This window comes from Kitasatospora sp. NPDC057692 (genome assembly GCF_042799475.1).
GTDB lineage: Bacteria > Actinomycetota > Actinomycetes > Streptomycetales > Streptomycetaceae > Kitasatospora.
The window spans coordinates 1-15,758 of the sequence record NZ_JBHVIV010000076.1 but is presented as its reverse complement, the minus strand read 5'-3'; the positions used below and the strand labels follow the sequence as shown (position 1 = coordinate 15,758).

8 protein-coding genes are annotated in these 15,758 nt (G+C 73.4%); 5 read left to right on the top strand and 3 right to left on the bottom strand.

Going from position 1 to position 15,758, the window contains the following annotated elements:
* Positions 1-84: 84 nt before the first annotated feature.
* On the bottom strand, positions 85-2,514 hold the full coding sequence (locus tag ACFVFS_RS31745; RefSeq protein ID WP_380628277.1) for an endonuclease/exonuclease/phosphatase family protein: 2,430 nt from the start codon (positions 2,512-2,514) through the stop codon (positions 85-87).
* A gap of 218 nt (positions 2,515-2,732) precedes the next feature.
* Complete coding sequence (locus ACFVFS_RS31740; RefSeq protein ID WP_380628276.1) at positions 2,733-3,722, bottom strand: LuxR C-terminal-related transcriptional regulator; 990 nt, start codon at positions 3,720-3,722, stop codon at positions 2,733-2,735.
* Between the two features lie 355 nt (positions 3,723-4,077).
* Here ACFVFS_RS31740 and ACFVFS_RS31735 point away from each other — a divergent pair, with 355 nt between their 5' ends.
* The 3 genes from ACFVFS_RS31735 (at position 4,078) to ACFVFS_RS31725 (ending at position 11,051) form a co-directional block, all read left to right on the top strand.
* Positions 4,078-4,317: a hypothetical protein gene (locus ACFVFS_RS31735; RefSeq protein WP_380628275.1), complete on the top strand. Its 240-nt coding sequence runs from the start codon at positions 4,078-4,080 to the stop codon at positions 4,315-4,317.
* A gap of 7 nt (positions 4,318-4,324) precedes the next feature.
* On the top strand, positions 4,325-4,597 hold the full coding sequence (locus tag ACFVFS_RS31730; RefSeq protein WP_380628274.1) for a hypothetical protein: 273 nt from the start codon (positions 4,325-4,327) through the stop codon (positions 4,595-4,597).
* A 247-nt stretch (positions 4,598-4,844) separates the two neighbouring features.
* A complete protein-coding gene (locus ACFVFS_RS31725; protein WP_380628273.1) occupies positions 4,845-11,051 on the top strand; it encodes a DNRLRE domain-containing protein in 6,207 nt (2,068 codons plus the stop codon).
* A gap of 146 nt (positions 11,052-11,197) precedes the next feature.
* On the opposite strand, the gene ACFVFS_RS31720 is transcribed toward ACFVFS_RS31725, so the two are convergent.
* Complete coding sequence (locus tag ACFVFS_RS31720) at positions 11,198-12,301, bottom strand: HoxN/HupN/NixA family nickel/cobalt transporter (protein ID WP_380628272.1); 1,104 nt, start codon at positions 12,299-12,301, stop codon at positions 11,198-11,200.
* 196 nt (positions 12,302-12,497) lie between these two features.
* Here ACFVFS_RS31720 and ACFVFS_RS31715 point away from each other — a divergent pair, with 196 nt between their 5' ends.
* Positions 12,498-13,427, top strand: a complete 930-nt coding sequence (locus ACFVFS_RS31715) for a hydrolase (RefSeq protein ID WP_380628271.1) — start codon at positions 12,498-12,500, stop codon at positions 13,425-13,427.
* A 156-nt stretch (positions 13,428-13,583) separates the two neighbouring features.
* A complete protein-coding gene (locus tag ACFVFS_RS31710; protein ID WP_380628270.1) occupies positions 13,584-15,440 on the top strand; it encodes a CocE/NonD family hydrolase in 1,857 nt (618 codons plus the stop codon).
* Positions 15,441-15,758 lie beyond the last annotated feature (318 nt).

The following is a 15,758-nucleotide window of genomic DNA, read 5'->3' as shown; positions in this document are numbered from 1 at the left end:
CTGTCTTCGAACTCCCGCCCGAGAGCCCCGAGGGGGCGGTGACCGGACCCCGGTCACCGCCCCCTCGGCCGTGCGCCCGCCGCCTCACGGCTTGATGCGGACCACCTGCGGGTCGTGGTCGCTCGCCTGCTGGGCGAACTCGGCGTTGATGTGCACCACGTCGTACTTGGCGTACCCGACCTCCGGGCTGACCAGGATGTGGTCCAGCACCTGCGAGTTGCCCTGGTAGACGTACGAGTACTGCTCCTTCTCCGGCAGCTCGTTCACCAGGTCGCGCAGCACGCCGTCCTTGGTGAGCGCGGCCAGCGCGGGCGAGAACTGGTAGTCGTTGAAGTCGCCGACCGAGACCACCTTGGCCTCCTTGTCGGCGGCCAGCAGCTTGGCGACGAAGGCCTGCTCCACGGTGGCCTGGGCGATCCGCTGGACCTCGGAGGAGCGGGTCGGGGCCTGGAAGCGGCTGTCGATGCCCTGGTCGCCGCCCTTGCTGTTGAAGTGGTTGGCGATGACGAAGACCTTCTTGCCGCGGAAGGAGAACTGGCCCACCAGCGGCTTGCGGCTGTTGGCCCACGCCGCGTCGGCCGGGGCGATCCGGCCGGGCGAGGCGGTCAGCGAGGCGGCGGCGCCGGTGCCGGCGACGTCCGCGGCGGTGGTGGCGTCGCCGCCCGGGATGTCGGTGAACGAGACCCGCTGCGGGTTGAACAGGAACACCTGGCGGATGTTGCCGCCGGGCTCGCCGCCGTCCTTGCCGTCCTGCGGGTCGACCGAGCGCCAGTCGTACGCCGGGCCGCCGGCCGCCTTGATCGCGGCGATGAACTTGGCGACGGTCGCGCTCGCGTCCACCGTGCCGTCGTTCTTGGCGCCGTTGTTGTCCTGGATCTCCTCCAGGGCGACGATGTCGGGCGAGCGCAGGTGGGTGACGACGCCGGCGGCCAGCTCGGCGAACTTGGCGTCGGGGTTGGTGGCGGCCAGGTTCTCCACGTTGTAGGTGGCGACGGTGAGTTCGCGCTCGCCGGCCTGCGCGGTGACCTCGCGCTCCAGGTGGTTGTCCTGGAGCGCGCCGAGGGCGCCGGCCACCAGGGTGTAGCCGCCGAACTGGTTGTAGTCCAGCGGGCCCGAGGTGGTACCGGTCAGCACGTCGCCGACGTTGGCGACCGGGAAGGGCTGCTGGGAGACCGGCGCCTGCTGCTGGACCATCAGGCGGCCGACGTTCGGCTCGGCGTAGGACTCGTAGAGCAGGCCGCCGCGCTTGCTCTTCTGGTCCTGCTTGTCGGCGGCCACCCACAGCTCGTTGTACTTGTCCGTGGCCTGGACCACCCGCACGTCGCGGACCTCGACGAGCATGCCCTCCAGCGACTCGTAGAAGTCGAGGGTGTACTTCTCCGGGTCCAGGGTGACGCCGTTGATGCTGCCGTCGGCACCGGCCTGCGGGCTGTAGGTGCCGGGGATGTTGCGGGTGTCGACGACCACCGGGGCCGGCAGCGGGTTGCCGGAGGAGACCACGGTGACGGCCGGGTTGCTCAGCTGGGTCAGCGACTGCGAGCCGCCGTTGAAGTTCGGGTAGTACTCCGTCACCTTGCCGGTGACCAGCACCGAGTCGCCGACCTTGACGGTCGGGTTGGCGGACCCGGTGTAGACGAAGACGCCCTCGCTGGTGGCCGGGTCGGCGTCCGGGGCGGTGTCCTGGATCCAGAAGCCCTTGGAGCCGTAGGCACGCACGCCGGTGACGACGCCGGGCACGCCCGCGACGGTCTTGCCGGTGCGGTCCGACACCCGGGTCTTCCCCTGGAGGTCGTGGATCCGCACGGTGCCCGGCTCGGTCGGTCCGGTCGGGGTGGAGCCCTCGGCGACCTCGCCGCGGCTGTTGGTCGGCGTCGGGGCGCCGGCCGCGAGGTCGGCCGCGTTGTCGTCGGTGTCGGGCAGGCCGGCCTTGCGGGCCACCGAGGCGGTGTTGGAGGCGCCGGGCACCGAGGCCGAGCCCTCGTGGACCACGGCGGTGCCGAAGCCGACGAGGTCGCGCACCCGCGCGTCGGCGGCGCAGTCGGCGGCGGTCTTGCAGGTCAGCGGGTCGGTGCCGCGGACCAGCGCGACGGTGCCGCTGGTGCCGGAGAGCGCCAGCGAGCCGGCCGCGTCCGGGGCGGGCAGCTCGACGGTGCCCGCCGCTCCGGCCGACTCGGCGACCAGGTAGCGGCCGCCGGGGGCGATCGACCCGGTCAGCGGGGTGACGCCCCACTGGGAGTTGGCGCCGGGAGCGGCCGATATGTACTGGATGCTCCAGCCGTCCAGGCCGAAGGCGGCACCGCCCTTGTTGGCCAGCTCGACGAAGTCGTTCTTCAGGGTGGCGCCCGAGTTGCCGCCACCGCCGTAGACCTCGGCGATCAGCGCGTCGGCCGAGGGCGCGGCCACGGCGGCGGGCAGCGGGGCCAGCACCAGGGAGGCGGCCAGACCGGCCGGGAGGATCGCGGCGCGCAGCAGGGCGCGGCGGGAACGCGGACGGGGAGCAGTGGGGGTGGTCACCGGAACGGGACTCCTAGCTGTGGGTGAGGGTCGGTCGGCCGGGCGCACCGTGCGCAGGGCCTCGCTACCCGCGTAGAAAGCCGTGCGGAAGCCGGGAACGCCCCCCGCAGCGCCCAAAGATACGCGCGTAGAAAATGACCGGACAAGAGCCCGGAAGTGAACTTCTCCGTTACGTCCGACGATCGTTGCCGCGAGGCTGTGACCGGCGCTACAACCGGCTACAGCCAGCCCCGCTGAGCGGCCTTCAGGCCCGCCTCGAAGCGGCTCGCCGCCTCCAGGCGCTCCATCAGCGCCGCCATCTGCCGCCGCACCGTGCGCACCGAGACGCCCAGCCGCTTGGCCGCCGCGTCGTCGGTCAGCCCGGTGGACAGCAGCCGCAGCAGCTCGCGCTCGCCGGGGCTCAGTCCGGTGGCGGCGTCCTCGGGGCGGGGGTCCCCGCCGAGCGGGACGGCCGTCTCCCAGGTCTGCTCGAACAGCGCGACCAGCGAGGCGACGATCCCGGGCTCCTCGGTGCACAGCGCGCCGGCCCGGGTGTTCTCCGGGTCGATCGGCACCACGGCGGTGGTCCCGTCGAAGACCAGCATCCGCGGCGGCAGCACCGGGGCGGTGCGCACCCGGCCGCCCAGCGAGGCCATCCACTGGGTGTAGGCGAAGGTCTCCGGGTCGTTGCGGACACTGTCCTGGTAGATGGTGCGCAGGCTGACGCCGCGCCGCAGGGCGTCCTCGTCGAGCGGGCGGGAGGCGGCCAGGCTGGCCGCGGACTGCGCGCCGCCCGGCATCACGCCCAGGCACTCGGTGGTCAGCCGGGCGGTCAGCACCTCCAGCTTGGACTGGATGGCGTCGAGGCCGACCAGCCGCTCGCCGCCGTCCACCAGGGTCGCCGAGCGGAGCGTGGCGTACTCCGCGACGGCGCGCGCCACGGCGGCCTTGGAGACGGCCAGCTCCTGCTGGCGGCGGGCGAGCTCCTCCTCCTGACGGCGCAGCAGCAGTTCCAGCCCGCGCTCCGGGCTGACCGGCCACAGGGCGCCCGGGCGTTCCCGGGAGGCCCGCAGCAGGGTCAGGTCGGCGAGGCGGTCGAGGGCCGCCCGCACCACGGACTCGGAGATGTCGAGGCGTTCACAGAGTTCGGCCACTCCGCCCTCCGGGTCCGCGAGCATCTCGCGGTACACGGCTTCCGCGGTGGCGTCCAGGCCCAGCAGTTCCAGCACGTCAACGACCCCTGATCGTCACAGCATCGCCTCAAGCGAATGAATATCCGTCCGGTCCGCCGACCCCCGATCCTTCCTCCGGCCGCCGCGCCCCCACAAGACGCGATCCGGTCACCCGGGTAGAACCGGACCATCCGGTCTGTTCCGCGGACGGCCCCGGGCCGGCGGCGCCACCCCCGGTTGCCGCTGCGGGGTTGCAGCATGCTGCCTGGCCGGATGCTGCAACCCGATCACCCTCCCGCGGCGGGCCCGGCGCCGGGAGTATTCAGTCTGCGCGCACCGCACCGCCGGCCACGCACCACCGGCCACGCCCGTCCACTCGCCCTGAACCGCCGTGCACAGAACAGGAACCGCCGTGCCGAAGACCGTCCGGCTGCTCGCCGCCACCGCTCTCGCGCTCACCCTCGCCACCGCCGCCGCCCCCGCCTTCTCCGCCCCGCGGACCGCTCCGGCCGCCGCCCCCACCACGACCGGCCCCGCCGGCGGGCCGGGCATCGGCTGGGACGGTCCCGGCATCGGCTGGGACGCCCCGGGCGCCCGGATCATCGGCTGGGACACCGCCCCGGTCGACGGCCCGGGCATCGGCTGGGACTGACCGCACGGTGTTCGCCGTCCATCTGACCCTCCTGGACGTCTCGACCGCGCCGACGGGCGAGGCCGGACCCGCCGACGTCCAGGGCGCCCTGTGGGCGCGCGCGGTTCCGGGCGACGGCCTGGAACACGTGCGCGCCGGAGCCGTCCCGGGAGGCATCGGCCTGGTGCTGTACGTCCGCGCGCCCGACCGGGAGGCGGCCGAGCTGCGGGCACACGCCCTGCTCGGCCGGGCACTGGCGGAGGGCCCCGCGCGCCGCTACGCGGTGGCGGCTCCACCGTAGGCCGCCGGGCCCTCCGCCGGACGCTTCCTGACCTTCCGTCCGTTTTTCGGACGGTTGTCCCCGCTCGCAAACTTGGCCGATTCATGCCTACGGGTTTGGCCGGTCCCACTACTGACATGCGCATGCCCATTCGCGGGTCCGCGCCCAGGCCCGGCAGCTCCGGGCCGGCCCGGCCGTGCCCGCGCGGCCCGGCGCGCGTCGCCGTCCAGAACGAACCCCCCTCACACCAAGACCGTCGAGGAGCTCCATGTCTCACCCGACCGGCACACCACCCCGGCCCCGCGCCGGGGGCGCCGTGCCAGCCGTCCCCGCGCCACGCCGCCGCAACGGCGTGCTGCGCAACACCGCGGTCGCCCTGGCCGTGGTGCTCGCCGCCGAGACCGCCGCCGTCATCATGACGACCGGTCAGGCCGTCGCCGTCACCCCGGAGGCCCCGGCCCCCAAGCCCGCCCGGGCGCTCGGAGCCGCCGAGGCCAAGGACCTCGCCACCGCCCACCTCAAGGCCCGGCTGGAGAACCGCCGGATCGAGGTGACGGACGAGCGCACCGAGTCCACCACCACCTGGATCAACCCGGACGGCACCACCACGCTGGACCTGGCCACCGGCCCGGTCCGGTACAAGGACAAGGACGGCAGGCTCCAGCCGATCGACGTGACCCTGGCCCAGCAGGCCGACGGTTCCGTCAAGGCCAAGGGCCACCCGCTCGGCCTCTCGCTGGCCGGCGCCACCCCGCCCGCCGCCGCCTCCAAGTTCAAGGCGGCCGGCGCCCCGGCCGGCGACCAGCAGGCCCCGTCCGTCCCGCTGGTCTCGCTGGACAACGGCCAGGGCACCAGCATGTCGCTGTCCTGGCGCGGCACCCTGCCGGCTCCCGTGATCGACGGCGCCAAGGCCCGCTACGAGAACGCGCTCACCGCGACCGACCTGGTCGTCGAGTCCACCCGGACCGGCTTCGAGCAGTTCCTGGAGCTCAAGGACCGCTCCGCGGTCGGCGCCAACGGCACCGTCACGATGACCCTGGACGCGGCCGGCCTGAAGGCCCGGCACAACGCGGACAACTCGGTCTCCTTCCTCGACCCGCAGACCGGCGAGGAGAAGGGCCAGCTGCCCGCCCCGGTGATGTGGGACGCCCAGGTCGACGAGCGCAGCGGCGACCACACCCACACCGCCCCGGTCGGGCTGAAGGTCACCCAGAACGGCAACGCCGTCGACCTCACGCTCACCCCGGACGCGGCGTTCCTCAACGACCCGAAGACCCGGTACCCGGTCACCGTCGACCCCGCGGTCAACATCGGCGTCGGCTTCGACACGTTCGTGCAGCAGGGCTACGCCACCGACGTCTCCTCGCAGACCGAACTGAAGCTGGGCAACAACGGCTCCGGGCAGGTCGCGCGTTCGTTCCTGCAGTTCCCGATGGCCAAGATCAGCGGGAAGCAGATCACCAGCGGCAAGCTCAACCTGTGGAACTTCCACAGCTGGTCCTGTACCGCGAAGGGCTGGGAGGTCTGGGACACCGGCAGCGCCAGTACCGCCACCCGCTGGACGGCGCAGCCCGGCTGGAACCGCAAGTGGGCCACCTCCACGTCGACCAAGGGCTACTCCAGCTCCTGCAACGACGGCTGGGTCAACCAGGACATCACCTCCCTGGTGCAGGCCTGGGCGGGCAACGGCAACGCCAACAACACCCTGGGCATCCGGGCCAGCGACGAGGGCGACCCGTACGGCTGGAAGAAGTTCAACTCCGGCAACGCGACGTCGAACACGCCCTACCTGTCGGTGACCTACAACACCCCGCCGGCCGTCTCCACCCTGATCTCCCCGGCCGACGCCGCGCTCACCGGCGACTCCACGCCGACCCTGTCCGCCAAGGCGACCGACCCCGACGGCGGCAACATCGCGCTGGACTTCGAGGTCTGGGCGTCCAACGGCACGGCGGCGCTGCAGTCCGGCCGCACCGCGATGGCGGCCTCCGGCTCCACCTTCGCCTGGACCCCGGGCACCGCGCTGCCGGCCGGCGCCTACAAGTGGCGCTCCCGATCCTGGGACGGCACCGCCAACAGCGCCTGGTCCACCTTCCGCACCCTGACCGTGGACACCACCAAGCCCGGCACCACCGGGATCACCTCCGGCGACTTCCCGGCCGGCCAGTGGGCGGGCACCCCGGACGCCAACGGCGACTACAGCGGCACCTTCACCTTCACCCCGCCGACCAGCGACGTGAAGGACATCCAGTACAAGCTGGACGGCGGCGCCTGGGTCACCGCGGCCACCACCGGCGCGCCGGTCGGCGCCAAGCTCACCTTCAAGGCGGGCGCCCACACCGTCACCGCGCACAGCCGGGACGCCGCGGGCAACGTCTCCGCCGACAAGACCTACGCCTTCTACGCCGGCAAGGGCTCCGCCCTGGTCGCCCCCGGGGCGGGCGAGCGCCCGGCCCGCCGCACCTCGCTGCAGGCCGAGGGCAACAGCACCTACACCGGTGTGCGCTACCAGTACCGCCGCGGCGAGACGGACGCCTGGAAGGACGTCCCGGTCGCCAACGTCACCACCACCGGCGGCCAGCCGGTGACCGCCTGGCCGCACCCCGCCCCCGGCGGCAAGCCGGCCGCGCTGACCTGGAACATCACCGACACCCTGGCCGAGAACGGCCCGGTCGACGTCCGCGCGGTCTTCACCGACGGCACCGCCACCGACGCCACCGAGCCGAACACCATCACGGTGGACCGCAACGCGGGCACCGCTCCGGAGACCAAGGTCGGCCCGGGCTCGGTGAACACCCTCACCGGTGACCTCACCCTGTCCGAGACCGACGCCGAGGCCTTCGGCCTGCACGCCGAGCGCTCCTTCTCCTCCCGCCGCCCGGCCAACGGCTCGGCCCAGGAGGGCCAGGCGGCGATCTACGGCCCGCAGTGGAGCTCCGGCACCACGGCCGAGGTCACCGACGCCGACTACTCCTACGTCCGCCAGACCTCGGCGACCTCCCTCTCGGTGGTCTCCGCGGACGGCTCCGAGGTCGGCTTCACCGCCACCGGCGCCGGCGGCTGGAAGCCCGAGCCCGGCGCCGAGAACCTCACCCTGACCGGCGCCCTCACCGGCGCCTTCACCCTGAAGGACACCGAGGGCACCACGGTCACCTTCGCCAAGGTCGACCCGGCCGCCACCACCTGGCAGGTCTCCGGCTCCTCGCTGCCCAGCGACAACACCACCACCTCGGTGGTCTCGGAGAAGGTCGTCTCCGGCGGCAAGACCCTGGCCCGCCCGAAGTACGTGGTCGCGCCCAGCTCGGCGACCGCCTCCGCCAACTGCGCCGCCGTGCCGTCCACGGCCGGCTGCCGGGTCCTGGAGTACGTCTACGCCGACGCCACCACGGCCTCCGCGTCCGCCCTGGGCGACGTGACCGGCCAGGTCAAGCAGATCCGCCTCTGGTCCACCGACCCGGGCGCGACCGCCGCCACCCCCGTCGTCGTCTCGCAGTACGCGTACGACGACCAGGGCCGGCTGCGCGAGGTCTGGGACCCGCGGATCAGCCCGGCGCTGAAGACCGCGTACGCCTATGACACGGCCGGCCGGGTCACCACCGTGACCGAGCCGGGCGAGCTGCCGTGGACCCTGGAGTACGGCAAGGCCGGCAACGCCGCCACCGCCGGCGACGGCATGCTGCTCGCCGCCTCCCGGCCCACCCTCAAGCAGGGCAGCAAGGACGTCACCGACGGCACCGCGACCACCTCGGTCGTCTACGACGTCCCGCTGAGCGGCGCCAACGCGCCGTACCCGCTGGCACCGTCCGACGTCGCGGCCTGGGGCCAGACCGACGCCCCGACGGACGCCACCGCCGTGCTGCCGCCCGACGCCGTCCCGTCCACCCACGACGGCAAGGCGCTCGGCACCGCCGGCTACAACCGCGCCTCGGTGACGTACACCAACGCCTCCGGCCGCGAGGTCAACACCGCCACCCCCGGCGGCGGCATCACCACCACCGAGTACAACGCCTTCGGCAGCCCGGTGCGGACCCTGTCCGCGGAGAACCGCATCCTCGCCCTGGCCACCACCGGTGGCGACCTGAACAAGCTGCGCGCCCTCGGCATCGCCGGCCGCTCGACGGCCGACCGGGCCCAGGTGCTCTCCTCCACCTCGGTCTACTCGGCCGACGGCAAGCGCCTGGTGGAGCAGTACGACCCGCTGCAGCTGGTCACGCTGGAGCACGGCGTGGCCGCCTCCGGCACCTCCCCGGCGCTCGCCACCGGCGACGAGGTCCCGGCCCGCGCCCACACCGTCACCGCCTACGACGAGGGCCGCCCGGCCACCGCCGCGGTCAGCGACATGGCCACCTCGGTCACCGTCGGCGCCCGGATCGACGGCTACGCCGCCGACGCCGACACCCGCACCACCGCGACCGGCTACGACTGGGCCCAGGGCCTGCCGACCACGTCCGTGCAGGACCCGGCCGGTCTGAAGATCACCACCGCCACCGGCTACGACGCCAGTGGCCGGGTGACCTCGCAGCGCCGTCCGAACTCCACCGGCACCGACGCGGCCACCACGGTGACCTCGTACTACGGGCCGACGGCCACCGGCGCCTGCGCCGGCCACCCGGAGTGGGCCGACCTGGTCTGCTCTATCGCCCCGGCCGCGCAGATCGCCGGCGGCGGCACCAACCCGCTGCAGCTGCCGGCCAAGACCCTCCAGTACGACCGCTGGGGCAACGTCGCGGTCCAGACCGAGACCGCCAACGGCGTCACCCGCACCACCACCCGCAGCTACGACCCGGCCGGCCGCCCGGTGCGGATCGCGGTCACCGGCGGCACCGGCACCCCGGTCGCCGACACGGTGCTCGGCTACGACCCGGCCAACGGCGAGCTGACCAGCATCAACAACGGCAAGGCCACCATCACCCAGGGCTACGACAGGCTCGGCCGCCAGGTCTCCTACGACGACGGCGCCGGCAACGTCACCACCACCGAGTACGACAAGCTCGACCGCCCGGTGAAGAAGTCCGACTCGGTGCCGTCCACCGTGACCTACGGCTACGACACCGCCAAGGACCCGCGCGGCCTGCCCACCTCGCTGACCGACTCGGTGGCCGGCACCTTCACCGCCGCGTACGACGTCGAGGGCCGGCTGGTCTCCCAGACCATGCCCGGCGGCAACACCCTGACCAGCAGCTACGACAGCCGGGGCATCCAGACCGGCAAGACCTACACCAACCAGGCGGGCACCGTCCTGCTGGCCGACACCGCGGACTACACCGTCCACGGACAGCAGGCCGGCCGCACCCAGAGCGACGGCAACAGCACCACCAGCGGCTACACCTACGACGCCACCGGCCGCCTGACCAAGGCCGTCGACAGCACCGGCCTGGCCTGCGCGACCCGGACCTACGCGTTCGACCGCAGCAGCAACCGGACCAACCGCACGAGTGTCACGGACGACTGCGACCCGGCCACCGCCGACGCCGTCACCAAGGCCGAGAACCACGGCTACGACACCGCCGACCGCCTCACCGACGCCGGCTACGTCTACGACGCCTTCGGCCGCACCACCGCCCTGCCGAAGGGCACCCAGCTCGGTTACTACGCCAACGACCTGGTCCGCACCGAGACCCTCGGCGACTCCCGCAAGACCTGGGACCTGGACGCCTCCGGCCGCCTCGCGGTGAGCACCACGGAGACCAAGGGCGCCGACGGCACCTGGGCCGTCACGGCGCAGGACACCAAGCACTTCGACGGCGGCAACGACAGCCCGGCCTGGTCCAAGGACGCGGCCGGCAAGCTGACCCGCAACGTCCTGGACCTCACCGGCCAGCTCACGGCCGCCACCGGCACCGACGGCGGCGCGGTCCTGCTGCTGACCAACCTGCACGGCGACGTGTCGGTCCAGATGTCCCCGGACGGCACCCAGGACCTCGCGGTCTACCACTACGACGAGTACGGCAACGTCGTCGACTCCACCGGCTCGACCGAGTACGGCTGGCTCGGCGGGGCGCAGCGCGAGGCCGACAGCCTCTCCGGCCTGACCCTGATGGGCGTGCGCCTGTACGACGCGGCCACCGGCCGGTTCCTGCAGACGGACCCGGTCCTGGAGGGCTCGCCGAACGCCTACGGCTACCCGGTCGACCCGATCACCATGGACGACCTGACCGGCCTGTCCTGGCGCAAGAAGTGGACCGCGTACTTCAGCCGGGCCGAGGGCAACACCATCGGCAGCCTGCTGTACGTCTCCGGCATGATCGCCAAGGGCATCTCCAAGATCCTGCGGAAGCTGCCGCACATCGTGGCCCGCGCCGCCGGCTACGTCCTGTGGGCGCTGTCCTACCTGATGAAGAAGATCGGCAAGCAGTTCCTCAAGGCCGCCAACAAGCGCGGCAGCCACGGGGTGATCTTCACCTTCGGGATCTGGCGCTCCAGCCACTGGTGGGTGCCGGACCGTCCGATCTACCGGGTGAACCCGCGGTACTGAACCGCCGGTGACGTCCCACTGACGAACGACAGGCGAGGCCGGGCCCCGGGGGTGTTCCCCCGGGGCCCGGCCCGTTCCGCGCTCCCGCGGGCCGCTGCCGCGCGGCGGGCGCTCGCACTGTCCGGCCCGCGCTCGGGCTGTTCGATCTATTCGGCCTTCTCGGCGGCCGCGGCGGTGAGGCCGGCCGACCACTTCTCCTCGACGTTGCCGAACTTCCAGTAGGCGATCGCCGCCGCCCAGGTCAGCACGAAGAGGCCCACGATGGCGTAGCCGACGAGATCGAGGTTCAGCTCGCCGATCCAGGCGACCGGCCCGCTGGTGACGTCGAGCTTCTCGCCGAGCAGCCCGATCAGCTCGATCGAGCCGATGACCAGGGCGACCAGCACGGAGAGGCCGGTGACGGTCAGGTTGTAGTAGATCTTGCGGACCGGCTTGGAGAACGCCCACTCGTAGGCGAAGTTCATGAAGGAGCCGTCGATGGTGTCCAGCAGGCTCATTCCGGCGGCGAACAGGACCGGCAGCACCAGCAGCGCGTACCAGGGCAGCTGGAACGCCGCCGCACCGCCGGCCAGCACCAGCAGCGACACCTCGGTGGCGGTGTCGAAGCCCAGGCCGAACAGCAGGCCGACCGGGTACATGTGCCAGGGCTTGGTGACGGCCTTGGTCACCCGGCCGAGGATGCGGTTCATGAAACCGCGCTTCTCCAGCTGCGCCTCCAGCTCGGCCTCGTCGAACTCGCCCTCGCGCATCCGGCGGAAGACCTTGAGGATGCCGTTGAACGCGCCCAGGTTGATCAGGCCGAGGGCGAGCAGGAAGGTGCCGGAGACGGCGACGCCGATCAGGCCGGTGGTCTCGTGCAGGGTGGAGTCGTCCGACTCGATCTGGCCGGCCAGCGAGCGGATGCCGAAGGCGAGCAGCGCGCAGAGGCCGAAGACGATCGACGAGTGGCCCAGGGAGAACCAGAAGCCGACCGACAGCGGCCGCTTGCCCTGGCCCATCAGCTTGCGGGTGGTGTTGTCGATGGCGGCGATGTGGTCGGCGTCGAAGGCGTGCCGCATGCCGAGGGTGTACGCGGTGAGGCCCATGCCGGCGCCGAAGACCTGGCCGCCGACGTCGTAGTGCTCGGGCGCGACGAGCGCCAGCAGGGTGAACCAGCCGATCACGTGCAGGGCGAGGATGAAGCCGCCCATGCCTGCGAGGCGGATCCACTCCTCACGGGCGAGCCGGTCGCGCCAGCGGGGGCCGGTCATCGGGGGTCCTTTCATCGAGCCGTCGGAGCCCCGGGGCCCTGTTCGGCCCTCGGAGCTGGGCCATCTTTCCTTCTCGTCGCAATTAGTTGCAAGTCATGCGCAATTACAAACAGGTCACCGGGTGGTGGTCGAACGGGAGGATGATGGGAGTACCGGCCTCACCTCCCGCCCGCTCGTCCCTCGGGAGGTACCGCTCATGCCCCGCCTGCGCACGGCCGCCGCACTGCTCGCGACCGCCTTAGTCACCGTCGGCCTCACGGCACCCGGCGCCCCTGTGGCGCCCACCGCCGCCGCCGTCACGACCCACCGGGTGCTGTTCGACAACAGCAAGGCCGAGACGGCCGGCAACGCCGACTGGATCGTGTCCACCGCCCAGCCCGATCCGCTGGCCGAGAACGGCCACCCCACCACCGACAAGAACTGGACCGGCGCGCTGTCCTCCTGGGGCGTCGCCCTCCAGCAGACCGGCCAGTACAGCCTGAAGACCCTGCCGCCCGGCGGCACCTTCACCTTCGGCACCGGCGCCCCGCTGGACCTGGCCAACTTCGACACCGTCGTGATCCCCGAGCCCAACGTCCGGTTCAGCGACGCGGAGAAGGCCGCCCTGATGCACTTCGTCGAGAACGGCGGCGGCCTCTTCCTGATCTCCGACCACACCATGAGCGACCGCAACAACGACGGCATCGACTCGCCCGCGATCATCAACGACCTGATGTCGGACAACGGCGTCGACGACAGCGACCCCTTCGGGTTCACCGTCGACCTGGTGAAGATCCACAACGAGAACCCGCGCGCGGTGGACGACCCGGCCGACCCGGTGCTGCACGGCCCGTTCGGCACCGTCACCGGCTCGATCATCCGCGACGGGACCACGATGACCCTGCACCCGGCCGACAACCCGGCCGTCAAGGGCGTCGTCTACCGGCCCGGCTCCTCCGGGAACACCGGCGCCTTCTTCGTCACCAGCACCTTCGGCGAGGGCCGGATCGCCGTCTGGGGCGACAGCTCACCGCCCGAGGACGGCACCGGGCAGCCGCACAACGCGCTGCACGACGGCTGGAACGACCCGGCCGGCACCGACGCCGCCCTCGCCCTGAACGCCACCGCCTGGCTGAGCGGGGCCTGACCCCCGCGGCCGGCTCCCGCGCGCCGCCGCCCCTCGCCGGGCGCGCACCCGCTTCCTCCCCTACTGTCGGAATGATCCGCACCGATGCGCGCCGGTCCGCACCCCTTCGCACCGACGCGCACCGCTGCGCACCGACCGGGACCCGATGGAGCGGCCATGCCCTCGTACCCCTACCGCACCACCCGCGAGGACCTGCGCCTCCCCCTCCCCGACGGCACCGAGCTGTTCGCCCGCCTCTGGCGCCCGGTGACCGACGAGCCCGTCCCCGTCGTGCTTGAGTACTCCACCGGCCGCCTCACCGACTGGACCGCCACCGACGACGCCCGCCGCCACCCCTGGATCGCCGGCCACGGCCACGCCGCCGTCCGGGTCGACGCCCGCGGCCACGGCAACTCCGGCGGCCTCCCGCCCACCGCCGACGGCCTCGCCGCCGACGGCGCCGAGGTCGTCCGCCTGCTCGCCGCCCGGCCCTGGTGCAGCGGCCGGGTCGGCCTGCTCGGCGCCGGCGCCGCCGGGGAGACCGCCCTGCGCCTGGCCGCCCTCGCCCCGGACGCCGTCCACGCCGCGGTCGTCGTCTGCCCCGACGGCCCGCACCGCCTCGGCGGCGCCGTCCTCGCCGCCGACGGCCACACCCGCGCCACCGACCGGCTCGCCGACGCGGCCCGCCCACCGGACCCTCGGTACGTCGGCGACGACTGGCGGGCGATGTGGCTGGCCCGGCTCGACGCCCTCGAACCGCCGCTCGCCGACTGGCTCACCGCCGCCCCGGCCCCCGCGCCGGTCGCCGCCGTCCCCACCCTGGCCGCCGCCGGCTGGTCCGACCCGTCCGCCGCCACCGTCCTCGCCCTCGCCACCACCACCGGGCCCGACGTGCGCGCCGTCCTCGGCCCCTGGCCGCACGGTCTGCCCGACGAACTCCTCCCCGAGGCCCTGCGCTGGTACGACCACTGGCTGCGCGACATCGACGCCGGCGCCCTCGCCGCCCCCGCCGTGCGCAGCTGGCGCGCCGACCGGTGGACCGGCGACGACCCCTGGCCCTCACCCGAGGTCCGCGAGGTCCACTACGGCCTCGACGGCCCGCTGCGCACCGCCGGCACCGCCTCCGAGGACCGCTGGGTGCACGTCCGCTCACCGCAGCACACCGGCCTCGACGCCGGCGCCTACGTCCCGCTCGGCCGCCCCGCCGACCAGCCGCCCGACCAGCGCGAGGAGGACGGCCGCTCGGTCTGCTTCGACTCCCTCCCGCTGCCCGAACCGCTGGACCTGCTCGGCACCCCGGCCCTGACCCTGCACCTCCACTCCGCCGCCGCTCCCGCGCTGATCGCCGCCCGCCTCTGCGCCGTCGCCCCCGACGGCACCTCGACCCTGCTCACCCGGGGCGTCCGCGCGCTCACCGCCCCGTCCGGCGCCGACGCCGCCGTGGACCTCGCCCCGACCGGAGCCACCGTCCCCGCCGGCCACCGCCTGCGGCTCGCCCTCTCCTCCACCTACTGGCCGTGGATCTGGCCCGGCCCCGAACCGGCCGGCTTCGCCCTCGACCCCTCCCGCTCCACCCTCGCCGTCCCCGTCCGCCGCCCCGTCGCCCCCGCCGACGGCCTCGCCTTCCGCTCCCCCACCCTCCCCCTCCCGCCCCCGCTCCACCTCACCGAGCCGCTCACCGCCCGCCCCGAACGCGTCACCGTCCACGACATCGGCCGCCGCGAGTGGCGCACCGAGCTCTCCCCCGCCACCGACGGCACCCGCACCCACCCCGACGGCCTGGTCCGCACCGAACAGACCGTCACCGCCTACCGCGTCCTCACCGCCACCCCCCTCAGCGCCCGCGCCCGCACCGACCGCACCACCCGTCTCGAACGCCCCGCCCTCGGCTGGGACGCCACCGTCCACACCCGCACCGAACTCCGCTGCGACCCCACCCACCTGACCGTCCACGCCCATCTCCGCGCCGAGGAGGCGGGCAACATCGTCTTCACCAGGGAGTGGCGCCACCGGATCCCCCGCGGAGCCCCCTGATCCGCGGGCCCGGCCCGGCCCCGACCAGGGCCGGACCGGGCCGGTCACTTCCGCGATCACCCGTGGTTCTTGTGGCACAGGAACCGCCCCGGCCCCTCCCCTCCACCGTCCTCCACCCGGGGAGCGGCCCCACCGCCGCCCGCTCCCCCCGCGAGCGGGACCCGACGGCGGGGCGGCTACGGGTGGCTACGGGTGGCTACGGGCTCAGCTATGGGCTCAGCTGGTGGCGATCGAGGTGTCGTCGATCACGAAGCTGGTCTGCAGCGAGGCGTCCTCGGTGCCGTTGAACTTCAGGGTCACCGTCTGGCCCGCGTAGGC